Origin of the sequence: Epilithonimonas mollis, assembly GCF_900142325.1 — a bacterium.
Taxonomy (GTDB): Bacteria; Bacteroidota; Bacteroidia; order Flavobacteriales; family Weeksellaceae; genus Epilithonimonas; species Epilithonimonas mollis.
Map to the genome: position 1 here is coordinate 950,606 of NZ_FRAM01000002.1, position 26,277 is coordinate 976,882.

18 protein-coding genes are annotated in these 26,277 nt (G+C 37.7%); 4 read left to right on the plus strand and 14 right to left on the minus strand.

The features are described 5' to 3' along the window. Positions 1–93: 93 nt before the first annotated feature. The 9 genes from BUA97_RS11890 to BUA97_RS11930 all read right to left on the minus strand — a co-directional run bounded on the left by BUA97_RS11890 (position 94) and on the right by BUA97_RS11930 (position 12,709). Positions 94–855 carry an SDR family oxidoreductase gene (locus tag BUA97_RS11890; RefSeq protein WP_072998319.1) on the minus strand — a complete coding sequence of 254 codons (762 nt, stop codon included), beginning with the start codon at positions 853–855 and terminating at the stop codon, positions 94–96. A gap of 49 nt (positions 856–904) precedes the next feature. Further along, positions 905–1,498 carry a TetR/AcrR family transcriptional regulator gene (locus tag BUA97_RS11895; protein WP_072998321.1) on the minus strand — a complete coding sequence of 198 codons (594 nt, stop codon included), beginning with the start codon at positions 1,496–1,498 and terminating at the stop codon, positions 905–907. 124 nt (positions 1,499–1,622) lie between these two features. Then, complete coding sequence (locus BUA97_RS11900; protein ID WP_072998324.1) at positions 1,623–3,275, minus strand: ELWxxDGT repeat protein; 1,653 nt, start codon at positions 3,273–3,275, stop codon at positions 1,623–1,625. Between the two features lie 147 nt (positions 3,276–3,422). Then, entirely contained in the window at positions 3,423–4,541 is a 1,119-nt protein-coding gene (locus BUA97_RS11905; RefSeq protein ID WP_072998326.1) for a hypothetical protein, read from the minus strand. Next, complete coding sequence (locus BUA97_RS11910; protein ID WP_072998328.1) at positions 4,538–5,974, minus strand: helix-turn-helix domain-containing protein; 1,437 nt, start codon at positions 5,972–5,974, stop codon at positions 4,538–4,540. The genes BUA97_RS11905 and BUA97_RS11910 overlap by 4 nt, the downstream gene beginning before the upstream one ends. A 152-nt stretch (positions 5,975–6,126) precedes the next feature. Then, positions 6,127–7,575 (minus strand): TolC family protein, encoded by a 1,449-nt coding sequence (locus tag BUA97_RS11915; RefSeq protein ID WP_072998330.1) that lies wholly within the window; start codon positions 7,573–7,575, stop codon positions 6,127–6,129. Between the two features lie 224 nt (positions 7,576–7,799). Next, positions 7,800–10,991, minus strand: coding sequence for an efflux RND transporter permease subunit (locus BUA97_RS11920; protein WP_072998332.1), 3,192 nt, complete (start codon positions 10,989–10,991; stop codon positions 7,800–7,802). A gap of 83 nt (positions 10,992–11,074) precedes the next feature. Next, positions 11,075–12,157, minus strand: coding sequence for an efflux RND transporter periplasmic adaptor subunit (locus BUA97_RS11925; protein ID WP_072998334.1), 1,083 nt, complete (start codon positions 12,155–12,157; stop codon positions 11,075–11,077). Positions 12,158–12,328: 171 nt separating this feature from the next. Then, positions 12,329–12,709, minus strand: a complete 381-nt coding sequence (locus tag BUA97_RS11930; RefSeq protein ID WP_072998337.1) for a hypothetical protein — start codon at positions 12,707–12,709, stop codon at positions 12,329–12,331. A gap of 134 nt (positions 12,710–12,843) precedes the next feature. On the opposite strand from BUA97_RS11930, the gene BUA97_RS11935 reads away from it, so the two are divergent. Beyond that, on the plus strand, positions 12,844–13,455 hold the full coding sequence (locus BUA97_RS11935) for a 4'-phosphopantetheinyl transferase family protein (protein ID WP_072998338.1): 612 nt from the start codon (positions 12,844–12,846) through the stop codon (positions 13,453–13,455). Here BUA97_RS11935 and BUA97_RS11940 read toward each other — a convergent pair. The 3 genes from BUA97_RS11940 to porU form a co-directional block, all read right to left on the minus strand. Continuing rightward, the gene (locus tag BUA97_RS11940; RefSeq protein WP_072998340.1) at positions 13,431–15,692 is read right to left on the minus strand and encodes an FUSC family protein; all 2,262 of its coding nucleotides are present in this window, start codon (positions 15,690–15,692) and stop codon (positions 13,431–13,433) included. The genes BUA97_RS11935 and BUA97_RS11940 overlap by 25 nt on opposite strands. A gap of 117 nt (positions 15,693–15,809) precedes the next feature. Continuing rightward, positions 15,810–16,940: a type IX secretion system outer membrane channel protein PorV gene (porV, locus tag BUA97_RS11945; protein WP_072998647.1), complete on the minus strand. Its 1,131-nt coding sequence runs from the start codon at positions 16,938–16,940 to the stop codon at positions 15,810–15,812. A gap of 44 nt (positions 16,941–16,984) precedes the next feature. After that, positions 16,985–21,007, minus strand: a complete 4,023-nt coding sequence (gene porU, locus BUA97_RS11950; protein WP_072998342.1) for a type IX secretion system sortase PorU — start codon at positions 21,005–21,007, stop codon at positions 16,985–16,987. 160 nt (positions 21,008–21,167) lie between these two features. On the opposite strand from porU, the gene gldJ reads away from it, so the two are divergent. Both gldJ and BUA97_RS11960 read left to right on the plus strand, forming a co-directional pair. Further along, positions 21,168–22,775 (plus strand): gliding motility lipoprotein GldJ, encoded by a 1,608-nt coding sequence (gldJ, locus tag BUA97_RS11955; RefSeq protein ID WP_072998344.1) that lies wholly within the window; start codon positions 21,168–21,170, stop codon positions 22,773–22,775. Between the two features lie 85 nt (positions 22,776–22,860). Further along, entirely contained in the window at positions 22,861–24,132 is a 1,272-nt protein-coding gene (locus BUA97_RS11960; RefSeq protein WP_072998346.1) for a UDP-N-acetylmuramoyl-tripeptide--D-alanyl-D-alanine ligase, read from the plus strand. A 15-nt stretch (positions 24,133–24,147) separates the two neighbouring features. On the opposite strand, the gene BUA97_RS11965 is transcribed toward BUA97_RS11960, so the two are convergent. Next, positions 24,148–24,759 (minus strand): NUDIX hydrolase, encoded by a 612-nt coding sequence (locus tag BUA97_RS11965; RefSeq protein WP_072998349.1) that lies wholly within the window; start codon positions 24,757–24,759, stop codon positions 24,148–24,150. Positions 24,760–24,795: 36 nt separating this feature from the next. On the opposite strand from BUA97_RS11965, the gene BUA97_RS11970 reads away from it, so the two are divergent. After that, positions 24,796–25,182: an orotate phosphoribosyltransferase gene (locus BUA97_RS11970; protein ID WP_072998351.1), complete on the plus strand. Its 387-nt coding sequence runs from the start codon at positions 24,796–24,798 to the stop codon at positions 25,180–25,182. Here BUA97_RS11970 and BUA97_RS11975 read toward each other — a convergent pair whose 3' ends face one another. Beyond that, positions 25,183–26,238 (minus strand): anhydro-N-acetylmuramic acid kinase, encoded by a 1,056-nt coding sequence (locus BUA97_RS11975; protein WP_072998353.1) that lies wholly within the window; start codon positions 26,236–26,238, stop codon positions 25,183–25,185. It lies immediately after the preceding gene. Positions 26,239–26,277 lie beyond the last annotated feature (39 nt).

A 26,277-nucleotide genomic window follows, 5' to 3' on the forward strand; every position in this document is an offset into this window, starting at 1 on the left:
ATGGTCAAGTTCTATTTAACGACTCACGTTAATCGCAATGAAAAAAAGCGGGAGTGGAAGGCGGATTAAGCTGCCCAAATCATTAAAATTGATTTACTCACCAGCTTCCTGCGTTCTGCTCTGGTTCATTGCCAATAAAGCATCTTCAGGTGAAGAGAGGTATAATCTGTAAATGTCTTCTGTCTGTCCAACACGGATTTCGTAGTTATCCTGTTCCAGACCTGCCAACAACTGCTCTGCCACGAAGGAAGCGGGAACGCCGTTTTGGCCACCAATCGGTGCAGAAAATTCAGTATCCACCAAAGGTGGCATCAGTTCAAAAACTTTTACATTGGTTTCTTTTTCCAAAGCCAAGCGCAGATACCTGGTGTACGAATGCAAAGCCGCTTTGCTTGCAGAATAAGTCGCCAGAAATCCCGGGACAAATGCAACAACAGAAGATACATTCACAATTGCAGCATTTTCCTGAGTTTTCAGAAGCGGCAAAAGCTTTTCATTCAATCGGATGACAGAGAGATAATTGGTCAGCATTTCATCTTCTGCTTTGTCGAAAGCATTAACATTTTCTTCTGTGAGGTCGTAAACAAGCGCACGACCGGCGTTGTTGATGACCATATTCAAATCTGGAAATTCAGTTTTTATTTTGCTGACGAGATTGTCTACATCTTCTGCGTTGCTCACGTCCGAAGCAATGGTGCTCACGTTTTTTAGCTGTGAGGCAGCTTTCTGTAGTCGCGCCTCATTTCTTCCTGTGATGATCACTTTGTTGCCACTTTCAGATAATAATTTTGCGATTTCTAATCCGATTCCGGCTGAACCGCCGGTAATGAATACTGTGTTGTTGGTTTTTTTCATAATATTTAAAGTTTATTATACCGATTGGTATATTTTTGTTTAAAAAAAATTATTTGATTAATTCGTTATCAATAATGTTTTCGATTCTTTCTAATGTGCTGATAAGATAGTTTTTGTTATCCATTGTTTTTGAAAGAAGAATTCCGCCTTCTATCAATGCAATAAATTGGTAAGCATATTTCGCAGAATCAGCAGAATCAGCGATTTCGTTTCTACTTTTTCCTTTTTCCAGAATTTGGATAAATTGATTCGCCCAATTTTGAAAATTTTTATTTACTTCAGCTTTAAGAATTGGCATTGTGTCATCGGCTTCCACGGCTGTGTTGAGGTGTGGACAGCCACCTCTGGAGATATTAGTCTTCCAGTTTTTTCTGTAAACATCAATGACAGCAAAAAGCTTTTCCCGGGTTGTCATCGCATCATTAAGTTCATTGATAAAATTGGATTGCAATCTTTTGGCGTTGTAACGGTAAACTTCTTTGGCAACTTCATCTTTATTCTCGAAGTTTCCGTAGATGCTGCCTTTGGTCAGTCCGGTTGCAGAGGTAATATCAGACAATGATGTTCCGGCATAACCTTTCTTGTTGAAGATTTCTGCGGTTTGCTCGATAATGAACTGTCTTGTTTTTTCTGCTTTTGACATTTTAATTGGAATTGACTCTGCAAAGATACATAAATTATATACCGATTGGTATATTTTTTTAAATTTATTTAAAAATAAAACCCGAAAGCTAAAAACTCCCGGGTTTGACTTAAATTGAAAATTGTTATTTTTTGATGATTTTATAAGAACTGCTTTTCTGTGCGGATAAAATTTTAATCACATAATTTCCTTTATGTAAAGAAGAAATGTTAAGTTCCAATTTTTTCGAATTAGCCGGATTGTTCAATAATAATTTTCCGGAATAATCATAAACCTGAACAGAAGTTATCACATTATCTCCGGAAATATTGATAAAATTGTCCGCGGGATTCGGATAAATACTGAAACTGTTTTTATTAATATCCGTTACCGACATTGCTTCATCAGCAGTAACACTCCATAATTCGTAACCTTGGTCGTTGTATTTGGCAGTGAAATATAATTTGTCCTCTAATGCCGTAAAATACGGGATATAGCCAACAGCATCCTGTGAAGGATTTTCCGGATCAGCCGTTATTTTCTCTGTGCCTGCGGAAGTGCCATCTGATTTCCACAGCTGGAAATAATCCTCATCGTAAATCGCCCGGAAAAACAAAGTATTGTTCAGTTTTTGGAAAAGCATTGGAGCCTGCGTGATGCCCATCGAGTCTCCAGGTCCCGGATTGATATCCTTAAAGAGCTGAGTACCTTCCGTTGTCCCGTCTGTAGTCCAGATTTCACCGCCGTGTTCAGCATCCTTCAAAGTCATGAACAGTTTATCTTTGAAAATAATATATCTGAACTGTGGGATAACGCCATTATCAATGCCCTGATATACATCTTTCAGGATTTTAGTTCCAGCTTCGGTTCCATCCGTTGTCCAGATTTCTCTGCCAGTCTCGCTGCTATAAGCTGTAAAAAATAATTTCCCACTAAAATCAATGAAATCCGATGGCAAGGAGTTTCCGTTTCCGCCAGTGTTGATATCTTTTACCAGATAGGTTCCGGCGCTGGTGCCATCTGTAGCCCAAAGTTCTATACCGTTTGTACCATCATCAGCATTGAAATAGATCTTATTTCCAAATGCTTTCAGATTGGAAGGATTGGAGCTTTCAGCATTAATATCTTTTACCAAATGAGTTCCCGCAGGCGTTCCGTCTGTTACCCATAGTTCGAAACCGTGGTCGCCATTATCAAAATCGAAACCGTCCAGCGCATTAAAATAAAGCTTGTTATTCAGAACCGTAAAATAAGAAGGATTGGAACCAAACTCACCAGGACGCAAATCTGTTACCATTGCAGTTCCTGCCGTTGTCCCGTCGGTTTTCCAAAGTTCCGTTCCGTGTACGCCATCCTCGGACCTGAAGTATAAGGCATTGTTGAATTCTACAAATTCAAATGCATAAGAGCCACCACTTCCGGGATACATATCTTTCAGAAGCGTTGTTCCGGCTTCTGTTCCGTCGGATATCCACAGTTCATTTCCGTTAGCTTCATCAGTTGCTGTGAAAATCAGCTTTCCATTTAGTACTTTAAAATTGGAAATGTCAGAACCATTTTCACCAGGATTGATGTCTTTAACCAATTTCGTTTCTGTACCATCAGTGACCCAGAGTTCACGACCGTGCACACCGTCGTCTGCCGCGAAATAGATTTTAGAATTAAGATTTATCAAATCCGTCGGGATAGAATCGCCTGTCGGATTGATGTCTTTTACCAGTTTGAAGACTGGTGACTGCTGGGCATTTATTTTTAAAAATGAGACCAATAATGCTGCAAGGATAAATTTACTTTTCATATACAAAAATTTCTTTGAGTAAAATTAGAACCTTAATTCCGAAAACAGCAGTACTATAGTTTTAGATACACGAAAATTTCAAGAAAACAAAAGGTTTTGTATTGTAAATGATTGAAAATCAAATATTTTTAAATGGTTATTTTTAGATTAAGAATTTTTTTTGCTGATGATATTATCAATTTTTCCAGACTTTTTTACCAGAAAATGGCATAAAATCAAGGTTGATAAAATGAGAACTCCGAGAAGAACAGAAAGTGTGAAGGCATATTTTTTTTGCCCGGCATCATACGATTTTTGCTTAAACTCATTGCGTTTTTGAAGCAATTCATTCACTGACCTTACATCTTCCAAAACAAATCTGGACTGTGTCGAATCAAACAGTTTTTGATATTTCAAATGGTTTTCAAAATCGTTAAGCCCGATGTAGTTTTCTGCCAGTAACCTGTAGATTTTGGTTTCCATCTCAATCTGCTGTGCTGCTTTGGCCAATGGCAGTGCGGATAATAAGGTTTCGTTTGAACTTTTGAAATCCTTCTGGGAACTACTAATGTCGGACAATCCAATCAGCGCATTGCATTCCAAAGATTTTGCACCATTTTTCCGGGCATCAGCCAGCCCATTTTCAAAACTGACCTGCGCAGAATCCTTGTTGATCGTCAGAAAACAATACGCCTTCTGGTTGTAGGCCTGGCCGAGATTCGCCTTGGCAAAACCATTGTCTTTATCCTTTTTGAATTCGGCAATTGCTTTGTTAAAATGCTTGATAGCATAACCGCAGTCGAGGCTTCTTTTGTATAGAAAAGCTTTTAGAAGATTGATGTTGCCAATCAGATATTTTTTAGATTCCGGGAGGGAAACCATTTGCGAAAGCTTGTCAGCCTTATCAAGATATTGCCAGGCTTCGTCCCGCATTTCGATCCTGATGTATTGATTTCCAATCAATCCCAAAGTTCTGATCTGGTTGGCAATGTCTTTTGTCTGCTCAGATAATTCATTGGCTTTTAAAGCAAATTCTATGGACTTTTGAAAATCATTTAAGCCGGAATAACCGTTGGAAATCAAAATGTAAGATGAAATTCGATAAGAATCGGCCAGGGTTTTTTTCTTCAGAATATCTTTTCCGATGTCGATGGTTTTCTGCGGATCTTTAAAAAGAAACATGTTGGCAGAACCAATCAGGCTATCAATCTCCTTATTGCCCTGGGCAAAAAGTGAACTTGCAGACATACTCAAAATCACCAACATAAAAATTCTAATTGTTCTCATTTCAATTCGCTTTTAATGATTTTGATAAATGAAGCCGGCGAATGTCCCGTCAGCTGCTTGAATACTGTCGAAAATAAACTATGCGAAGAAAAACCTGCTTCCTCGGCCAGGTGACTGACTTTATATTTAAGATAAACCGGATTGTTTATCAATTGATTGATGATGTAATTGATTCTCAATTCATTGATGTATGTATGGAAATTTTTATTCTTATAAGTATTGATGATTTCCGATAGATATTTTGTGTTGGTGTTCAGATTTTCTGCGAGGAGATTAAGCGAAATTGTCGGGTCAAGATAGTCATTATTGGTTTCGAATTTCTCTAGTTTTTCCAGCAAAAAACTAATGGTTTTATCAGGAATTACAATTTTTCCGGCGCTTTCCTGAGCTTTATTCTTAGCAATGAATTTCTCTCTTTCTTCTGCTTCCTTTGTTGCTTTTTCGTACTCGTTTTGTTTCTTATCTAATCTTTTGTTGATGAAATATCCAATGACAAATACAAACAAGATCGCAATACAGGTCAGGCCAATCATTTTTGTTTGCCGTTCAGACTTTGCCTCCAAGATTTCATCTTGTTTCTGATTGATTTTGGTAAGGAATGTAATTCTCGCATTTTCTTTTACTGAGCTTATAGAATCTTGTAAAGCAGTCTGAAGCTGGTAAAATTCACTGTATTTTTCCCGGTCTTTTGATTCAGAATTTTGTAATTCAAGTTTATAGATCTGCTGTCTCAACCAGATATCCTGAACGTTCTTACCAATTGGTTTTAAAAATTCAATGTAGTCGATATTCTTGTCTGACTCTTTTTTAAAAGATTGGATTTTTGCTTTTGCGTAAAAATAATAAGAAGGATAATTCTGAATTTTATGAACAAAATATTGTGCGGAATCAGCTTTTCCAAGATTGGTGTAAGACAATGCGTAATAGAAATTGCTCAGTTCCGGAGCGGATTTTATTTTTTGTTTTTCAAATAATTTTAAATTCCTGATGGTTTGATTCCAATTAGATTCAGAGTAAGATTTTATGGCTTTTTCATAGTAATTCTGGGTAATGTCTTTTTCGTTTCTGATTAAGTACAATTGAGACAGTTCAATTCCTAATTCATCACAAAGTCTTGCCAGGAGATAATTGATTCGAAATTCATTTTCAGGACGATTGGATTTTTTTGAAAGTTCAATACATTGAAAAAGTTTTGCAATCGCTGTGTTATAATCGCCTCTCAGCAAACTGCTTTCTGTGACTAGGAAGAGCGCTTTTAGTTTGTCATTGTCATCTGAACTGTTCTTGAAAAGGAATTCAGCAATCACGCCAGATTCCGAAGGTTTTTTGTAAACCAGATCTTTGGATTCAAGGAATAAAGTTTCTGCATCTCGGCTATTTTGAGCTTTGATGAATGAACTGAATGCGAGAAATAGAATTAAAATTAATTTCAAAACGAAACTGGCTGTATTATTAATAAACCAGTAAATTTATGCAATTATTTTTTCAAAAAAATAGCTTCAAGATTCTGGATGTTGAATATGTCATAAAAAATGCTCCCGGAAAAATTTCCGGAAGCATTCGCATATAATTAGTTAGTGTTGGGTTACTTCCAACCGCCACCTAAGCTTTTGTAGATATTGACAACTGTGCTTAGCTGTCTTTCCTTAGCTTCAATGAGTTCCATTTTGGCGTCCAATGCATCGCGCTGATTCATCAGAACTTCCAGATAATCCGCTCTCATATTTCTGAATAATTGATTGGCAATATCAATGCCTTGGTCTAGCGCTTTGACCTCCTGAGATTTCATTTCATAATATTGGTCAAGGTTTTTGATCGCCGACATTTGATTCGTAATATCGAGATAAGCGCTCAGGATGGTTTTGTCATATTCATACAAAGCCTGGATTTGTTTCGCATCTGCCGATTTGAAATTGGCCTGAATCGCACTTTTGTTAATCAGCGGACCAGCCAGTTCTCCCACCAGACTGTAAGCAATCGATTCCGGCATTTTCACAAGATAATTCGGCTTAAAAGCTTCCAGACCAAGCGCAGCATTGATTTCCAGACTTGGATAAAATTCCTTTCTTGCCGCTTCCACATCCAGTTTGGCAGATTGCAATTCCAATTCCGCTTGCTTGATATCAGGACGATTGGCTAATAATTGTGACGGGATTCCCGTGTAAACCGTTTGCGGAACAATCGACATAAAACTTTCTTTTGTTCTCACAATCGGTTGCGGGTAACGACCAAGCAAAGCATTGATTTGATTTTCCTTTTCCGTGATTTGTTGTTTAAGGTCATATTCAGTCGCATTGGATTTTGCCAATTCAGCCTCGAATTTTTTCACAGCCAACTCCGTTGCAGCCATTGCCTGCTTTTGGATCTTAGCCACTTCAAGCGCTTTTTTCTGCAAATCCATATACTGATGAATAATATCCAATTGATTATCAAGAGATAGTAATTCATAATAATTATCAGCCACTTCGGCAATCAGGCTTGACAGGACAAAATTCTTTCCTTCAACTGTTGACAAATAATGAGCGACAGCCGCTTGTTTTTCAGTTCTCAGTTTATGCCAGATATCAACTTCCCAGTTAGCAACCAAACCGCCTTCAAAATTTCCAAGATTTTCAGGCACTTCTTTTCCGTCGGTTATATCTGTGGATGCATCACCGGCACCTGTGCTTGTATAGCGACCCACTTTTTCGATTCCTGCTCCCAATCTTGCAGCAACAGTCGGACTCAGTTTTCCATTTTTGTACATCACATCGCTTTTTGCGATTTCGATTTGCTGAAGCGTAATCATTAATTCCTGATTATTCTTCAAAGCTTCATCAATCAGATTCACAAGATTCGGGTCTGTAAAAAATTGCTTCCAGGGCGTGATTCCGGAATTGTTTTCAGAAGTTGTTTGATTCTCAAAATTCTGAGGAATGGTTTCTTTGACTCTGTCCTGGACTTTGGTTGCCATTGGTGCTTTACAGCTTGCCAAAGCAAGAGACAAAGCAATCAAAGCGATTTTGTTTTTATGATTAATAAAAAAACTATTCATATTACTTTATTTTTTAATTGTCTAGTAGAGACTAACTGTTAATAGATTTTATTGGTTCGTTTTACAGAAGTTCCGTAGGAACGATCTGTTTTCGTAATGTCTAAGTCCGCTCCTACGGAGCTCAAATTCACAACTTGGTCTATTTCTATTAACAGTTTGCCTCTCCGAGGCTTTATCATTTTTGTCTTTTAATTTTTATTGTTTTTACCTCTGGATTGATTGGATTATTTATCTTCAAATTTTCCATCGTGTTGGTAAGGTTCAGTTTGTTCTGTTAAAGGGTTTTCTTCTTCATAGTAAGTCAGTTTTGACTTAGCAGCAATGTTGGCGAAAATGTAATACAATCCAGGAATTATCATCAATCCGAAGATAGTTCCAATCAACATTCCTCCAGCAGCAGCCGTTCCGATAGTTCTGTTACCTACAGCTCCAGGTCCTGTTGCCAAAGCTAATGGAATCAATCCGGCTATAAAGGCGAACGATGTCATCAAAATGGGACGGAATCTTAAAGACGCACCTTGCAAAGCGGCTTCCTTGGTAGAAAGTCCTTCCTCTGCTTTTTTCTGAACGGCAAATTCGACAATCAGAACGGCGTTCTTTCCAAGTAATCCGATTAGCATTACCATTGCCACCTGAGCATAAATATTATTTTCTAATCCGAAAAGCGTCAGACATAAAAATGCTCCGAAAATCCCCGTTGGTAAAGACAAAATAATTGGCAAAGGCAAGATAAAACTTTCATATTGCGCAGAAAGAATCAAGTAAACGAATCCAAGACAAACCAAGAAAATATAAATCGCTTCATTGCCTCTGGATACTTCGTCTTTGGAAATCCCCGCCCAATCGATTCCGAAACCTCTTGGCAAAGTTTTATCCGCAACTTCCTGAATTGCTTTTATTGCATCTCCGGAACTGTATCCAGGCGCTGGCGTTCCGCTCACTTCGGAAGAGTTGTACATATTATGTCTCGTGATTTCTGACAATCCATACACTTTTTCAAGATGCATAAAATCCGAATAAGGAACCATCTGGTCTTTATCATTTTTGACATATAATTTCAACAAATCGCTTGGCAACGCACGATATTGCGGACCAGCCTGAACAATCACCTTGTAAGGTCTGTCGAATCTGATGAAACTCGTTTCATAATTGGAACCAATCAAAGTGGAAAGATTGTCCATTGCTTTTTCTATTGTTACACCTTTTTGTTCTGCCAAATCATTATCAACTTTCAGCATATACTGAGGGAAACTAGCAGAATAGAATGTGAAAGCTGAACCTAATTCCGGACGTTTTTTCAATTCTTTGACAAAATCATTACTGACCTGTTCCATTTTGTGATAATCGCCACTTCCGGCTTTGTCCAAAAGTCTTAATTCAAAACCTCCGGCTGCACCATAACCTGGAATTGACGGCGGTTGGAAGAATTCGATATTTGCTCCGGGAATTTCTTTGGCTTTTTGTTCCAGTTGTTCAATGATTTCCGTAACCGATTCTTTTCTTTCGTCCCAGTTTTTAAGGTTAATCAAACAAGTTCCTGAGTTAGAACCAGTTCCTTCAGTCAAAATCTCATAACCAGCCAAAGATGAAACCGATGACACGCCGTCAATCTCTTCACATTGCTTTTGAAGTTCAAGCGCAATCTGGTTGGTTCTTTCCAAAGTGGAACCCGGAGGCGTTTGGATAATGGCGTAGATCATTCCCTGGTCTTCACTTGGAATAAATCCGGTAGGCAATTTGTTGCTCAGGAAAAATGTTCCGATACAGAAAAGCAGCAGTAATGGAAGCGTAATCATTTTTCTGGTAACCACTTTTGTCAAAAAGTTGTGGTATTTTCCGGCTCCAACAGTAAACAGATTATTAAAACTATCCAAAAATCTGTTGATTGGTGTTTTCTTTTTCTCTTTGCCGTGGTTGTTTCTAAGAATCAAAGCACATAAAGCTGGAGTCAATGTCAAAGCGACAACGCCGGATAAAATAATGGATGAAACCATCGTAATCGAAAACTGACGATAGAAAACCCCAACAGGACCAGACATAAAAGCTACCGGAATGAAAACAGAAGCCATTACCAATGTAATAGCGATAATAGCTCCGCTGATTTCGTGCATTGCTTCTTCCGTTGCCTTGAGTGGCGAGAGATGTTTCTCTTCCATTTTAGCGTGGACAGCTTCTATCACCACGATCGCATCATCGACGACAATACCAATTGCCATTACCAAAGCAAAGAGTGAAATCAGATTTAGGGTAATTCCAAAGGCTGACATCACGGCAAATGTTCCTACCAAAGAAACCGGAACGGCAATGGTTGGAATCAAAGTAGAACGCCAGTCGCCCAAGAAAAGGAAAACCACGATGGCAACTAAGATAAACGCTTCAAATAATGTATGGATTACTTTTTCAATCGACGCATCCAGAAATCTTGAAACGTCATAACTGATTTCGTAATGCATTCCTTTCGGGAACGTTTTTTCAAGGTCTTTCATCAGAACTTTCACATTCTTGATAACATCACTTGCATTGGAACCGTATGATTGTTTCAAAGTAATCGCTGCGGACGGTTTTCCGTTCAGGGTAGAGTAGATGTCATACATAGATGAACCGAACTCAATATCAGCAACATCTTTCAGTCTTACAAATTCTCCATTTGGATTGGCTTTCAGGATGATATTACCGTAATCTTTTTCGTTGTTGAAACGACCAGGATATTTCAAAATATATTCGAATGACTGAGATCGTTTTCCAGAACTTTCACCAGTTTTTCCGGGAGAAGCTTCTAAACTCTGTTCATTCAGAGATTCCATCACTTCATCTGCGGAGATGCCGTAAGCGGTCATTCTGTCTGGCTTCAGCCAGATTCTCATTGCATATTCACGAGTTCCCAGGATGTCTGCAAAACCAACACCGCTCACCCTTTTCAGTTCGGAAATCAAGTTGATGTCAGCATAGTTGAAGAGAAATTTCTGGTCAGCTTTCGGATTATCACTGTAAAGGTTGATATACATTAGCATATTTGGCTCTTCACGTGTGATTTTCACTCCTTCACGAACTACCAAAGGCGGCAATTTATTAACTACTGAAGAAACACGGTTTTGAACGTTTACCGCTGCAACATTCGGGTCGGTTCCCAAATCGAAAACCACCTGAATTGATGCTTCACCGTCGTTACCGGCGTCAGAGGTCATATATTTCATTCCCGGAACACCGTTTAGTCCGCGTTCTAAAGGAATTACAACAGATTTGATGAGCAACTCGTTATTAGCGCCAGGATATTCTGCTGTAATATTTACTTTTGGCGGAGAGATAGAAGGGAATTGGGTTATGGGAAGTTTCACAAGAGATAAAACACCCATAAAAACAATAATCAGTGAGATGACTATCGACAGAACTGGTCTGCGTATGAATTTCTTAAACATAATTTTTTTAATTATTAATTGTCAATTATTAATTATTAATGAGAGACAGTGTTACCATTAACAATTAATCATTAACCATTATGTTAGTTTGCTTGTAATTTTAATGAGCTCAAGACTTTTTTCGGGTCTTGGAATTTTGTTTCCACTTTCTGGTCGTCTTTAACTTTTTGAACACCTTCTAACAAGATTTTGTCATCAGAATTTAGTCCTTCAGAAACAACATAGATATCAGGAAGTTCATAGGCAACTTTGATGTTTTTGGACCTCGCAACACCATCATTTCCAACAACAAATACGTATTTCTGATCCTGGATCTCATAAGTTGCTTTCTGAGGAATGATTAATGCATTTTTCAGAGGAAGTGTCATCTGTATTTTTCCGGTTTCACCGTTTCTCAAGAGTTGATTAGCATTTGGAAATTTGGCTCTGAAAGCGATATTCCCAGTTTCGCTGTCAAATTCGCCTTCAATGGTCTGGATGATACCTTTATCAGGAAATTTTTCGCCATTAGCCATAATCAGTGAAACAAGATTGTTACCTCGCTCCGCAGAATGCATTTGATAATTAAGATATTCTGGTTCGGAAACGTTAAAATAAGCGAAGATGCCGCCATTGTCGGAAAGGGTAGTAAGCAATGCCCCTTCATCAATCAGACTACCTAATTTGAGCGGAAGACGGTCAATAATTCCGGAAAAAGGCGCTTTTATTGTGGTAAAAGATAAGTGCGTCTGAGCCAGATTAAGTTCTGCTTTTGCAGCGTCCAGTTTAGCTTTCGCCATTTTCTTTTCGTTAATGGAAACCACATTGTTATTAGCCAAAGTGCTGGAGTTTTGTAATTCAATTTCTGCCTGAGCCACTTCTGCTTTAGCCTTGAGAACATCGGCCTGATAAAGTTGTGGCATAATTCTGAACAAAACTTGTCCGGCTTGTACGTGCTGACCTTCATCTACATATATTTTTTCAAGAAACCCTTTTTCCTGAGCGTGGATTTCTATATTTCTTTCTGAGCGGATCTGGGAGACGAATTCTTTGGTGATTACAGTATCCATTTTTACTGGAGATGTTACCGGAAAGACGGCGGCTTCTTCTTTTTCTTCTGTTTTTTTGTTACAGCTGAAGATGATCAGCAATGTGCTGATAGCTAAAGAGAATGTGACTCTTTTCATTTTAAATAAATTTTATTTTTTTTTAATTAAGTTTCTGAGAAATTATCAGATCATAGAATTGGCTTCAATTCTTTTTTTGATTTGATGTTATTGGAATGTATTGGGATTTCAAAAATGAGAATGTCTTACCACTTTTGGAATAAAGGGCAGAACAATTTGAAATCGGGAATTTTAAATACGAATGCTGCGAAGGAGAATGAATCTTTTCGCATGGAAAAACAGGGCGTCCTGTTTGTGGAAAATCTGCTTCTTAAGCTGGAAATATCTTTGAAGAAAATAGCCCAAACCGAACACCGCAATGGCTGCGATAACGTTGTAAGTATTTGCATCAAGATTATTTCGGTTTTCTTCTGGAGAATCGAGAGAATTATTAACCTGCTGAACAGAAGTCTTTTCTACAGAGTGATGAAGCTTGTGCTTTTTTGCAAAAGAAAAAAGATGTAATGACACAGACTGATCTCCATAATCCTGCTGGAAATCATGCGACTGTCTGTTTTCTGCCAGGAAAAGCATGAAAACGGTCATTAACAGATATATAAGTCCTTTTCTCATTTTGATACCGCAAATTTACACTCTAAAAGTGTTAAAATAATCTTAACTAGTGAATTTTAAGGCATTTTTAAGTTCTGAGACCAATGTTTAATGTCATCAGTTTTTATTAAATTTAAAAATTCAAAAAATTGCTGATGCCTCTTTATAAAGATTTTTCTGATAATGTTGCAACGATCCTGATCTGGGAATTTGATGAGAACGAAGAACTGAATCCCGAGATGTTACTGGAACCGGAGAATCAGTATAAGATGCTGGATTATCATCCGAACAAAATCGCTGAGGTTCTGATGGTAAGAAAAATGTTGAAAATATTGCTTCCTGACCACAAAATCCTTTACAGGGAAAACGGTGAGCCTTATCTTTTCCCTCAAGATCATCATATTTCTGTGAGCCATTCTTTTCCGCTGGCTGCTTTGGCCATTTCTAAAAAGAAAGTCGGGATCGACCTTGAAAAAAGAAAAGAAAAGATCAGAAGCATCCGGCATAAGTTCATCCTTCATGAGGATCTTTATATTAATAATAATCAGGAAGTTGATTATCTGACCGCAATCTGGTGTGTGAAGGAAGCGCTTTATAAAATCCATCACAGCAAGCACTGGTCGCTGAAAAAGCACTATGATGTTTTACCTTTCGAATTGAAAGAAGAATTTACGGTAAAAAGCAGAGTCTACGACCTCGAAAATGAAGATTTTTTTAAAGCCAGGATTTCTTTCTTCGATAATTATTGTCTCGCCATTGTTGATTGATAGATCAGGTATTCTTCAATTATTTTTCGCTGATCTTTTGCCACATCATAGATCAGCTCCAGTAATTCGTTGATGTTTTTAATCTCGGTCAGATGGCTGACTGCAAAAGGTTTTCTTTCGTCTGATATATCCTGTTTTTCGATTTCCGCTTTTCTTTTTTCCAACAGGTCTTTCACCTGGTCTTCTGGTTTTATATGGCTTTCTATCCTTGTCTGCTCATCCAGATCTTTCTGGAAGAGTAGGGAAGATGTCCTGAGTAATTCTGCAGAAATTTTTATTTTCCAGTTTTCAAAATCGATTTCCGGGAAATCGTGGCCGGATTTGGCATATTGGGATAAAGAAGCTGTATAAGCCGTAATCAGGTGTGTAGTGGTTACAAACTGATGAACTGTTTCCAGTTTTCTTTGCTGATTTTTCGGATCGGAGATCATCCTTTGAAAATTGTCGGAAAGATTGGCCAGATCGATGATTGCATTTTTTCTTTTTAATCGGAAATCCTGGTCGTCGATTTTATTTTTTTTCAGAAAAAGATCCATTACCAACCGGAAATATCCGAGGTTGCTTTTTGAAGATTTTTTCATCAGTGCCAGATTCTGTGTATGCTCCCAAACCGGAAGAATAAAATAAGCCACTAAAAATGTTACCGCACCACCGATCAAAGTATCCAACAATCGATCTTTGAATATAAGGTTGACATTTCCGGGCTTCAGAAAGTTGAAGGAAAGGAAAATGTAAATTGTCATAAACAAAACAGCCCAGGAATAATGAAACTTCAGCAGGCTGAAGCACATGATCATACTTGCCAGCAAAATGATCAGCAAAACTGTTGGCTCATTAACAAAATATAGGATTATGTAAGCGATGACTGCACCGGCAACTGTTCCGTATAGCCTGAGCAGATTCCTGTGTTTGGTTGTGGAATATGCAGGTTTAAGAATCGCAATGATCGTAATGAGAATCCAATAGGAATGTCCGATCCCGAGGATTGCGAATCTGGATACGATATACCCGATAAGTAACGCAATTGTGACTCTGACAGCATGACGAAAATGTCCGGAATCGAGTGAGAAATTAGAGATAAAGACTTTATGGTTGAGCTTTTCTTCTTTTGGAAGGAATTTGGAATAATCCAAACCGGTGGATAGGCTTTTTGCTAATTTCGGATCCTGAGAATTGACTTTGAAGATCAAGTTGACTTCATCAGTAATTTCCGTGATCCGCATCAGAATCTGTCGCATCATCATAAAATCTTCCAAAGTGTCTGAGGAGAATTTCTGAGAACGGTATTCAAAAAATTCGTCATAAATCTTTTTCAGTTCTTCATCAAAATTTGTAATCTGCCGGAAGGTTAGGCTGCCTTGCAGAGAAATCCCGAGATTGGTGATCTCATCCGCCATGGTCAAAAGATAGTCGTGAATCTTTCCCAGAAGTTTTGATTCGCCGAAGACTTCGTTCATTCTTTTGTAATCGTTTTCAGAAGTCAGCAACTTGTCGTAAAGATCAATTGAGTTGAGAAACATCAGCATCAGAATCCTGCTTTGGGTGGTGGATTCGTTCACGATCTGTCTGGTTTTGAAGACAATTTCTCTTGTGTCTTCCTGATGGTTTTTTATTTTTACTTGCTGTGCGATCAGCTGATTCAGCAATGCGTCAAAATCTGGATTTTTGGTGTAATAAGTTGCTTTTATTCTCAGATAATCTGCTAACTCCAGATAATTTTCGCCCACGACCTGACTTGCAAGCTTGTAAGGCTGAAGCCTGGTAACAATCATAAAAACAATAAAAAACCACAGGCATCCAAGAAAAAATATGAATGAGCTCCTGAATATGTCATTACCCGTGAGATGGCCATCTATAAAGATGCTGAGAACAACCAGAGCAATGGATCCGAAAACTGCAAGCCTTAGTCCATAAACGCCAATCATCGAGAAAAAAAATCCGAAGATGATAATCTCCAAATATACTGCAAAAGGATATTCCTTGAGTAAACTGGCGATAAGTGCAATCAGGAAGAAGGTAACCACAGATAGTAGGAGAGTATTTCTTCGCCTGATAAAAGGACCCTGCTGATCCGTGAGTCCTACGAAGCTGGTTCCAAGGGGAAAGAGAAAAAATTCTTTTAACAAGCCCAGTTGTGCCAGGATAATGCTTGGTATCACTATTGCCAGAGCTATTCTCACTCCGGAATAGATATATTGGCTGGTCAGGAATTTTTTGAGTTCGGAACTGTAGTTCATAGATGCAAATTTACAGAAAGTAAACTGAGATTTTGAAAATTGAATTGGTCAATCAACCAATAAAAAAAATGCCAAAGCGGAAAAGCTCTGGCAAAATTTTATAAAGAATTAATTTTCTTAATAATCTGTAGCATTGTAAGTCTCGCTACCGATGTTCCAGGTCAAACCAAATCTAAGCGTGTTGTCCAAAGCTGTATTGATCTTGGAAGTGTTGATAAGGTAAGAAAGATCAAGACCAAATGAAGCATACTTGAATCCAACACCAACGGTTGCATATTGTCTTGCTCCCTGTTCTGGCGCTTCTGCGAAATAACCGGCTCTTAAAGCGAAAGTTTCATCATAAGAATATTCTGCTGCACCACTGAACATGATGCTTTTTTTGTTGCTGAATGATTTTCCTATACCTTCCATCACGCCCACATTAGGGATATTACCGGTATCGTCCGGACCAGGAACCAATATTTTAGAAGCTTCACCACTTAAGCTGAAACGGTTCATGTCATCTATCAATAAATCATAGCCGAGACCCAATCTTGCCATTGTAGGAAGATAAGACCTGGAATTTTCATCTCCTGTATAATCCAGTCTCGGTCCTAGATTCTGGACTGCCCAACCTGCTTTCACTCTACCTTCGTAACCACTGATGCTTTCATGCTTATTAGACATAAAATATCCGGAAACGTCTACTGCAAAAGTGTTGGCAGGTTTCAATGTGCTGTTGGAGTTGAAACCACCACCAATATCCGACCGGATAAATCTACCAGTAACAGCCATCGAGTAGTTGTCTGTCAGTTTCAATCCGTAAGCCACATCTACTGAGAATTCGTTTGGTTTTGCTGTTCCACCTTGTATCACCTCGTTTCCTACAAAATCTGTAAGATCCACATCACCCATATTGAAGTAATAGATACTCGCACTAAGCGTGGAACGCTCATCATCACCCAGAAATGTGTAGAAAGAACCATACAGTAAAAATACATCATTGGTTAGTTTACTCATGTAAGGTGTATAGTTGACCCCGAATCCGGAAGAAACTTTTGCAAAAGGATATTTTGCCGCATTCCAGAATTGTGAGAAAACATCCGTTGATGTCACCACACCCTGGTCTCCCATACCACCTGCTCTTGCATCCGGAGATATTCTCAAAAACGGCGCGCCTGTTAGCACAGGCTGAACATTGCTCTGAGAAAAAGCAAGAGCACTAACGCTGATTCCTAATCCTAAAAATAATCTTTTTGTTAAATTCATTTTTTTTCTTTTAAGGTAAATTTTACCAATATTTTTAAGTTTTTTTATTTTAATAATACCATTTTTTCCACAGCTGTTGCACTTCCTGAGCATTTTTCCTGATTCTGGCTGCGTGCAAATATCTTAAAAATATATGTACCTTTTGCAACCGTATCACCAAAATCATCTTTTCCGTCCCATTCTATAGCCTGTCTTGGCGTTCTGAAACCTTGCAATACTGTTGGTTCAGCAGAAACGCTGGTTGATATCGTCCTTACTATTTTTCCGGTAATTGTATAGATCTGAACATTCACATCCAGGATGTCATCACAATTATGTTCGAATTGCACATACGTTTTATTTGTAAAAGGATTTGGCCAATTAAGCAGTCTGTTTACCGTCAGTTTATTTTCGGTTTCATCTTTTACTACAAAGTTTAACGTAGAGCTGGTGGAATTATTGTTGATGTCCCAAACTTTAAATACCAGCTGATGTTCACCAGGTGTCAGGTTTCTGAACGGGAATGTCACCGAGCCTTTCTGATAATCCTGAAGGTCGCCGAAGCTGCACCCGTTTCCGTCGCCGGAAGAAAAATAATCATTGACTGATGTCGTATTGATAACGTTTCCGTCTAAGATAAAAGTGATATCATGCCCGATACCGGCACCGGTGGAGTTGATTCCCATATTATCTTTAACACAAGCCAGAAGTGTAGGATTCTGATCTGTAATTCCTCCGTTGGCAAAGTTGGTATTGTTCATATAAAGGTTAACGGATGGCGGCTCGGAATCATTAATGCCGTCAGGATTTATATCTCCGACTTTCTGTACCTGATTTGTAAAAACATCGAATGCATTTTCTTTGGCATCAACAAAGTTTTCAGCATAAGCAAGAATTCTTCCGTCTCCGATAGTGTAATTGATGTCTTTCGGAACATAAAATTCTACAGTATAAATACCGTTTTCTACCTTTCCTGAAGCTTTTACGATAGCACTGGGTTCTTCCAGATAAGTCATTTTATCACTCAGATCCGGTGTGTTATCATTGTTGAGGGTTGTTTTTTCAATTTTTTTATCAAATATATTAATAACGACTCTACCTTTAAAGGTGTTGTCTGTAGTAGCTCCATCAGATTTTAGTATACGGCCTGTGACTTTTACAAAGTCTAATGCTCTGATCTGATTAGGAACCGGCGTCTCTATATTGTCTATTTTAAGTAATTGCTTCGGCCTGCTAAGTCTCATCGCAGGATCACCCAGGAAATTAACTTTAAACGGATCCTGTGCAGCTGCCCCATAGCCAATATCTGGCTTGTAATAATATTCTTTTCGAGCATTGAGATGCGCATCTCCTAAAGACAAAAACTGATTGGCAGAATTCAATGTAAATAAGTGTTTGGTAAACATTGGCGTGAATTTTCGGCCATAGTCTACTGATATCTCACGGCTTGATGTTATCATCGTTGCTGCACCTCCTGTTGGAAGTTTTATCATTTGCTCACCAGCAGAATTGGTGCTTGGCTCATCCCATAATGTAAATTCGCAGGTAATTGTTGACACCAACGGGAATCTACTGTAAACCGGAGTGAAGTTATTAAATCCCTGTATCTCTGTAGAGGTAAGAATTCTTTCCTGTGCCCAGCCATTCACGCCTCCGTGTCCGAAGTAGAATAAATACAAGCTGTTTCCCACATCATTACTGATTGCCTGATTTACCTGCGGGAATCTTTGTCCACCCGCACTTGTTACAGCAGGGAAGGCATCCATATATAATTTTCTGATATTATATTCGGGTTTGTCAGTGTTGGAGAAGCTTTGGCTGATCGCATATTCTACAAGATTGTGAAATGGTTTTTTGACATCAGTTCCATCAGGCTTTTGTGGTCCGCTTCCATCTGTATCATCATCTGCTACAAAATCCAGCTTCATTCTCCATTCTCCAAAAGGATTCGATTGTCCGGGTAAAGCATTATAATATGCCAAAGTTTTATCAATCATTATTTTGGCTTCCTGAGGACTGTCCGCAGGAAGTCTCCCTATGGGAAGATCGGGAAGAATACTGGTAACTGTAGATGTTGTTTGCGGTCTTGTCATTACAAAATAATCGTCTGTCACATAAGATGCCGAAAAATTGGCACTGGCCTCGCTTTGGTAGCTTGGAATAACATCTGTATTATTTGCAATTCTATTTTTGAAATCGTAGGAAGTATCTCCTAATAAGAATACATACTTCAATGAGCCTGTTGGTGTATTAAGTTTGGTGATAAAATCCCTTATGGCTGTAATATCTTTGCTACCACTGCTGAATTCATTATAAATTTTGTTTACATCGACTACCTGAACGTTATATCCGTTCTTTGCCCTGTGATAGGCAGCAAGTCTCTCAGCCTGCGGGATATAAGCAGGCTGCGTTATCATCAGATAATCAATGTTTTTGAGAGAAGCAAGATCTTGATTTTCAATTCTTCCTACAAATTTTGGTTCAAAAGCAGCGGAGCTTTTAAAAGCCGTAAATTCGTTATTGAAAAGTGGATCATTCGCAATATAGCCAAAATTAAAAGTGCTGTTTTGAGAATTTTTATTTGTAACTTTTTTTGCATTGGTAATGTCCGAAACGTCCCAGATCTGTTCTAGTTCAGAAGCATTTTTGACAGAAAATCCATATAGATCGCCAGATCCTGTTTCAATGTCAAAATCTCGGAAATTCATTTGCGAATTATTAAAGTTCAGGTCTTCTTTATATTGTACTTCCGCATAGTCAAAATAGAATTTGGCGTTCGGATTCGAACCCGCATTAGGGGTGTAATTGAATTTTATAGTATTACCGCTCTGGTCAAATAATGCACCTGAATGCTGTAACGGAACATATACTGCTTTTGGATCATTACCTATAGATTTGATATCTTGTGAGCCATTGACACTAAAGGTTATCTGAGCCATTTGCGCATTGAGCCCAATAGCCTGTGTTCGGAATATAATCCTGTCATCCGGCTGTATAGGTGTTTTTGTAGTGAAAACCAATTCTTTGTTTCCGGTGATCACATCTCCGGTCCATATTCTTCCCAGTTTTATCAGATTAAATTTTTCTTCATTGATATATTGGTAATCATCATAACGGGTTATCAGTTCAGACGGCGTATTAGTATCTACTGTCTGTACTCTTTTTCCCTGACCGATATCAAAATTTATAAAGTAATAAGAATAATCCTCGTAGATGTTTACAAAATTATTAGGCGGTGGCGGACTGAATAATCTGTGGTCATTCCGTTTCTTTCCATTTCCGTTTGTTCTGTCAAAAATGTTATAACCGTTAGGACCCTGTGCATAGAAAATAGCAAAATCATTATCGTTCCAGACGCCGTCATCTTCTCCAACAACCTGAATTGCATTTTCCTGTAATGCATTGTATTTTAGGTTAACATAACTAACACCATTATTCGGGTCAGTATAATTTTCCTGATTAAATTCCGGAAGCATGAGTCCTCCATTACCATAGATTCTGAAATTCTTAGGATTAATGCTGGAAGGATTGATGCCGTTTTGCTGCAAAAACTGCTTGGTAATTTTAAAAATTCCGGATTTGTCAACCTTTATTTTGTAGAAAGTACCAGATTTCAAAGGGTTTTCTGAAGAACCAAATTTATTGCTGCCTTTGTAAAGTGCAGCTACTTTTTGATTGGTAGTGACAATGTTGAAAGATACAAGCTTATATATTTTGTTCTTTTCAACTTTCAGGGCTTCAACTTTTACATTGGCATTCTGTGTCCCTTCAATATCGTTGAAAAAATAATTAACGCCGGCGATGGGTGTTGGGGAAAGTGAATGAACATTCAGGTCATAAGTATCTTTTATTGAAAGCTCTTCCCATTGGAATTGGTCTATTTTAAGCAGATTGTCCGTTTTTATGTTAAGATTAACATATACGGAGTTTGCTTCTACAAGAAAATTATAGTTGGTGAAAAAAGGATATACAATTTTTTCCGAACCATAATCCATCTCTTTCGCACCTTTCCATTCCAGAGTGATTTTTTGAGAAAAACCCAATATAGACACAAGGAATAATGCTACAGAATAAATTTTGAATTTCATCAATTGAATTAATTTAAGATTACAAAATAAACGAATTTTTATAAAAAATGGTATATAATAAAATTAATTTAATCTCGTTTTATCAAAAAAAGGTAAACAATATTTGATTAATTAAAGAATTTACTTTTTCTTTGTACTTTGAAAATTTCTATATCTGATTATGAAAAAAATAAGGTTGTTTTCGATAATTACTTTTAGCGCTACATTACTTTTGGTAAGTTGTGGAGGTGGTGGTAACACTAAAAAAGGAGGAGGCACAAAAGGTTTTGTTAGTAAAACCGGCTGGAAACCCAACGAAAAAGATGGGTGGTTTTTTTCCGGCAAACAACAAAAACCAAAAGCATGGCCAGGAATGGTTTATGTAGAAGGCGGAACTTTTACTATGGGTTTAGTAGAGGACAATGTAATGCATGACTGGAATAATACACCAAGAAGAATGCAGGTAAGCTCTTTCTTCATCGGAGATACAGAGATTACAAACTCAGAATATAGAGAATATACGACTTGGCTCAAGTTCGTTTTCCCTTCTACTGATCCCGGCTTGAAACATATCTATACAGGATCTTTGCCGGATACGCTGGTATGGAACAATAAGCTGTCCCGTAATGACTATGCAGAAACTTACTTCAGATCTCCTGAATATGATTACTATCCTGTCGTAGGTGTTTCTTGGTTGCAGGCTACAAAATATTGTGACTGGCTGACGGAAAGAGCTAATGAGAAAGCCCTCATGAAACAAGGGGTGATCTCAAAAGATTTATACTCTGCAGATAAAGCTGCCAGCGCAGGTACCACCTTCAATATGGATAAGTTCAAATCCAGCGATGCAGAACTGGATGCATACGTAGATAAAGAAAAACTTCAGAAAAGAACCGGTATCAAAACTTCTAATGAGAAAATTGCCGCTGCGAACAGAAACAATACTTCAGGACTTGTAGAAAAATTCAGACTTCCTACTGAAGTGGAGTGGGAATTTGCTGCACTTGGTCTTCAGAAAAGCAGAGAGTATAATAATTATCTAGGTAAAGCACCGGAAATTAGTAACCTGAAAGGTAAAAAAGGTAAGAACAGAGGAATGTATCTTGAAAATTTCAAAATGGGACGTGGAGATTACTCCGGGGTTGCAGGATGGAAAAATGATGGAGCACCAACAACGGCTGATGTGAAGCAATATCCTTCTAATGATTTGGGAATCTACGGAATGTACGGTAACGTTGCAGAATGGGTTGCGGATATCTACAGACCAATGATTGATGAGGAATTCAGTGACTTTAACTATTTCAGAGGTAGTAAAACAGTTCAGACTGTCAGAAATGAAGATGGGACTTACAAGAAAATAGGTAATGAAGATATAAAATATGATACGCTTGCAGACGGACGTCTTGTTTACAGAGGGTTACCTGGAGAGTTTGAAAGAAAAGTGCTTGAAGACAACAGCAACTATAGAGATGGTGATTATCAATCCTCACTAGATGCAGGTGGAACACCTCCAAGTGATAGTGCCGATTTCAATATGTACAATTCTGTAAAACCAACTTTCATTGTTGATAAAAACGGAAATGTAGTTTTGAAAAAAGACAAAAACAAGGCTACTTCTCAGATCAATGATTACAGCAGAGTTGTAAAAGGTGGATCTTGGCTGGACTCAGCGTATTGGTTGGATCCGGGTCAGAGAAGATTCAAGAATCAAACAAAGGGCTATGGATGGATCGGTTTCCGTGTTGCACAGGATGCTAAGAATTCCAAAACAGGACGCACAAAAAGATAATACGACCATATAATAAAACAAAAAAACAGCAGATTTTCTGCTGTTTTTTTGTTTTATTATATTTCAATTTAATATTTTTGAACTTATGAATATTGAAGAATTTTATCCTTTGTTTTTGCAATGTACGGATGTCGTTATAGATAGCAGAAAAGTTAAAGACGGCAGTTTGTTCTTTGCATTTTCCGGAGCGAGTTATAATGCAGCAGAAAGTGCTGATGAAGCGATTGGAAAAGGAGCTTTGGCTGTAATAATCGAAGATGGAAGATATGCAAACCCTGAAAAAAATATTTTCTGCGTGTCTTCTACACTAGAGTTTCTACAGGAACTCGCTGTTTTTCACAGAGATCAGTTGGATATTCCTTTTATCGGTCTTACCGGAAGTAACGGAAAAACCACTACGAAGGAATTAATAAGCATTGTTTTGTCTGCTAAATTCAATGTTCAGTATACGTCCGGAAACCTTAACAATCATATAGGTGTTCCAATGACTATTCTGTCGGTTAGAAAAAACCATGAAATCGCTGTTGTAGAAATGGGAGCGAATCATCAGAAAGAAATTGAATTCCTTTGCAGGATTTCAAAACCTAACATCGGATACATCACTAATTTTGGAAAGGCGCATCTGGAAGGTTTTGGTGGCTATGAAGGTGTAATCAAAGGAAAATCAGAGCTGTATGATTATTTGAAATCAAATCGACAGAAAATACTAGTCAATCAGAATGATAAAGTCCAAGAAGAAAAAACGGAAAATTACCCTGAAAAAATAACTTTTGGAACTCCACAATCCGATTATTACTTCAAGCCTGTACACAAAGAACATTTTGTCGGACTTCATTATCAAAGAACAGATATCTTTTCAAATTTAACTGGTAATTATAATTATGATAATATCTCTGCGGCAGTTACATTAGGTTTACATTTTGGGCTTAATATCTCTGAAATTAAGAAAGCGATTGAAAATTATTTCCCATCCAATATGCGTTCACAAATCCAAAAGAAAGGCAATAAAACTTTAGTTCTGGATACTTATAATGCCAATCCGAGTAGTATGCAAGTTTCATTAGAAAACTTCAAAATTTTCGAGGGAACCAAAACGATTATTATTGGCGATATGTTAGAACTCGGAGAGGAAAGCTTGAAGGAGCATCAGAACATTTTAGACTTCGCAGAATCTTGCGGATTTGATGAAATAATTACAGTTGGCTCAAATTTCAAATTGGTCAATCAATCTGAGAACGCTTTCGAAAATACTTTAGAATTGATTGAAAGATTAAATGCTGATCCAGTTGAGAGTGAGAATGTATTATTAAAAGCCTCGCGAGGAATTGCACTCGAAAAAATCATCGATTATATATAAAAGAAAAACCTCAAATTATTGAGGTTTTTTATTTTTGAAATCATTCAAAATCAATTTAATATTTTTAAAAGTTGATGGCAGAATTTGCGTTTCAATTTCTTCTTCATCTTTCCAGCCGACTTCATTGATTCCTTCTTCTATCTGCGGCTTTGGCATTTCTGTTCCGGGATAGAACATAGCGAACCAGTAAGTGGTTTTCAGTATTTTTTTTCCGTCCTTTTCTGTGTAGACATGATAGGTAGAATTGATAAAATCTTCCAGCACCAGATTAAAAATTCCACATTCTTCTTCTACTTCTCGCACAGCGGCGACTTCCCTGGATTCTCCAGGCTCGATTTTCCCTTTCGGAAGATCCCATTTGCCAAGTCTGTGTATGAAGAGTATTTTATTTTCAGTATTACAGACAATTCCGCCGGCTGCATCAATTTTTTTGAAATAATTCCCAAATTCATTCCATAATTCATCAATATTATTATGATAAATATTCAGGCCTTGCGATGCTGTATTTTCAAGAAGATCAATAGCAAAATCAAAACTATGCGTTCCATCATAATTCATTGTTTTAAGGCTGTTTTGAGGCTCAGAACTCAAAATTAATTTTTTCTCATTGATAAAAACTTTATACATTTGTATCGCTATTAATATTAATACAAAAATATAAAAATGAATTTAGAAGGACGAAAAATTATCGTAAATAAATCTTCATCGGATCTGGCAAACATGCTGAAAAACCCGCAGGACTATAAAGATCTGATGCCGGACAGCCTTCAGAATTTTGATGCCAGAGAAGATGGTTTCAAATTCGGACTTAAAGGAATGCCGGAAATTGCCTTGAAAATTGACAATGTTTCTGAAAAGGAAGTGGTTCTGAAATCTGCCAGCTCAAGCCTGGATTTTGCCCTGACCGGAACGATGAATCCGGTGAATGAAAATCAGACGGAAGTTCAATTATTATTCGAAGGAAAGTTCAATCCGTTTATTAAAATGATGGTGGAAAAACCATTGCAGAATTTTATCAATTCTCTGACAGACAAGATCGAGCAACTGTAATCAGCAGATCAGTCCGGACGAGTGATCAAAAAAACTTCCGGTCGCAGATGATAAGATATTATTGAGATCCAGTGATCTTAAAACACCCATAAAAGCAAAAATCAAAGCTTCTTTATATTCAATTATTTCCTTTTCGGGAATTTGAATTATGGTTTTGGTCTTTGCTTTTATCTTTTCTAAAAGATAGGAATTGTATGTTCCGCCACCTGTTATCAAAATATTTTTAATACCATAATCATCAATGACTTTCACAATCTGCACAGCCGCATGTTCCGTGAAAGTAGCCAGCAGATTTTCAATTCCGTGATTTTGTATCAATGGCTTGATGTATTCATGAACCCATTCTAATCCAAGTGATTTTGGAATGCTTTGGGTATAAAAAGGTAATTGGTTAAGCTTATTCAAAAGAAGTTCATCAATTTTTCCGGCTCGCGCAAAATCTCCGTTTTCATCGAATTTCTTCCCAAGTTTTAAAGCTAAATCATTTAAAATGATATTGACAGGACAAATATCAAATGCAATTCTTTTTTCCTCTGCTTTCAAAGAGATATTGCAAAATCCACCAAGATTGAGACACGCATCGAATTCAGGAAATAATAATTCATCACCAATAGGAACCAAAGGTGCACCGTTACCGCCAAATATCACATCCTGGCTTCTGAAGTCGTATATGACGGTTCTTTTTGTTTTCGATTTAATAGCTCTTCCATCGCCGATCTGTAAGGTAAACCGGTTTTGAGGCTGATGAAAGACCGTATGTCCGTGGGATGCAATCAGATCCAGCTCTGTAATTTTATTTTTTAAAATGAATTCCTCCGTTTTTTCGCCAAGATAAAATCCATACTCAGAATTGAGTTTCAGCAGTTCTTCGCTGGAAAGATGGATGGCATTCCTCAGCTCATTTTCTAATTCGGAAGAATAAGGAAGTGTTTCACATTGTAGAATTTCAAAACTCCAGATAGACCCGTTATTGAAAAATTTTGCGTAACAAATATCCAATCCGTCCAGACTGGTTCCCGACATCAGACCTATTGCAAAGAAATCCTGGTTTTTCAATTTGTAAAAATTATAGTTAAACGCAATGGCTTGAAAAGC

What these genes read in the sequence shown, in the direction of transcription:
- BUA97_RS11890 (WP_072998319.1), bottom strand. Translation starts at nt 855, where the DNA reads ATGAAAAAAACCAACAACACAGTATTCATTACCGGCGGTTCAGCCGGA.
- BUA97_RS11895 (WP_072998321.1), bottom strand. Translation starts at nt 1,498, where the DNA reads ATGTCAAAAGCAGAAAAAACAAGACAGTTCATTATCGAGCAAACCGCA.
- BUA97_RS11900 (WP_072998324.1), bottom strand. Translation starts at nt 3,275, where the DNA reads ATGAAAAGTAAATTTATCCTTGCAGCATTATTGGTCTCATTTTTAAAA.
- BUA97_RS11905 (WP_072998326.1), bottom strand. Translation starts at nt 4,541, where the DNA reads ATGAGAACAATTAGAATTTTTATGTTGGTGATTTTGAGTATGTCTGCA.
- BUA97_RS11915 (WP_072998330.1), bottom strand. Translation starts at nt 7,575, where the DNA reads ATGAATAGTTTTTTTATTAATCATAAAAACAAAATCGCTTTGATTGCT.
- BUA97_RS11920 (WP_072998332.1), bottom strand. Translation starts at nt 10,991, where the DNA reads ATGTTTAAGAAATTCATACGCAGACCAGTTCTGTCGATAGTCATCTCA.
- BUA97_RS11925 (WP_072998334.1), bottom strand. Translation starts at nt 12,157, where the DNA reads ATGAAAAGAGTCACATTCTCTTTAGCTATCAGCACATTGCTGATCATC.
- BUA97_RS11930 (WP_072998337.1), bottom strand. Translation starts at nt 12,709, where the DNA reads ATGAGAAAAGGACTTATATATCTGTTAATGACCGTTTTCATGCTTTTC.
- BUA97_RS11935 (WP_072998338.1), top strand. Translation starts at nt 12,844, where the DNA reads ATGCCTCTTTATAAAGATTTTTCTGATAATGTTGCAACGATCCTGATC.
- BUA97_RS11940 (WP_072998340.1), bottom strand. Translation starts at nt 15,692, where the DNA reads ATGAACTACAGTTCCGAACTCAAAAAATTCCTGACCAGCCAATATATC.
- porV (WP_072998647.1), bottom strand. Translation starts at nt 16,940, where the DNA reads ATGAATTTAACAAAAAGATTATTTTTAGGATTAGGAATCAGCGTTAGT.
- porU (WP_072998342.1), bottom strand. Translation starts at nt 21,007, where the DNA reads ATGAAATTCAAAATTTATTCTGTAGCATTATTCCTTGTGTCTATATTG.
- gldJ (WP_072998344.1), top strand. Translation starts at nt 21,168, where the DNA reads ATGAAAAAAATAAGGTTGTTTTCGATAATTACTTTTAGCGCTACATTA.
- BUA97_RS11960 (WP_072998346.1), top strand. Translation starts at nt 22,861, where the DNA reads ATGAATATTGAAGAATTTTATCCTTTGTTTTTGCAATGTACGGATGTC.
- BUA97_RS11965 (WP_072998349.1), bottom strand. Translation starts at nt 24,759, where the DNA reads ATGTATAAAGTTTTTATCAATGAGAAAAAATTAATTTTGAGTTCTGAG.
- BUA97_RS11970 (WP_072998351.1), top strand. Translation starts at nt 24,796, where the DNA reads ATGAATTTAGAAGGACGAAAAATTATCGTAAATAAATCTTCATCGGAT.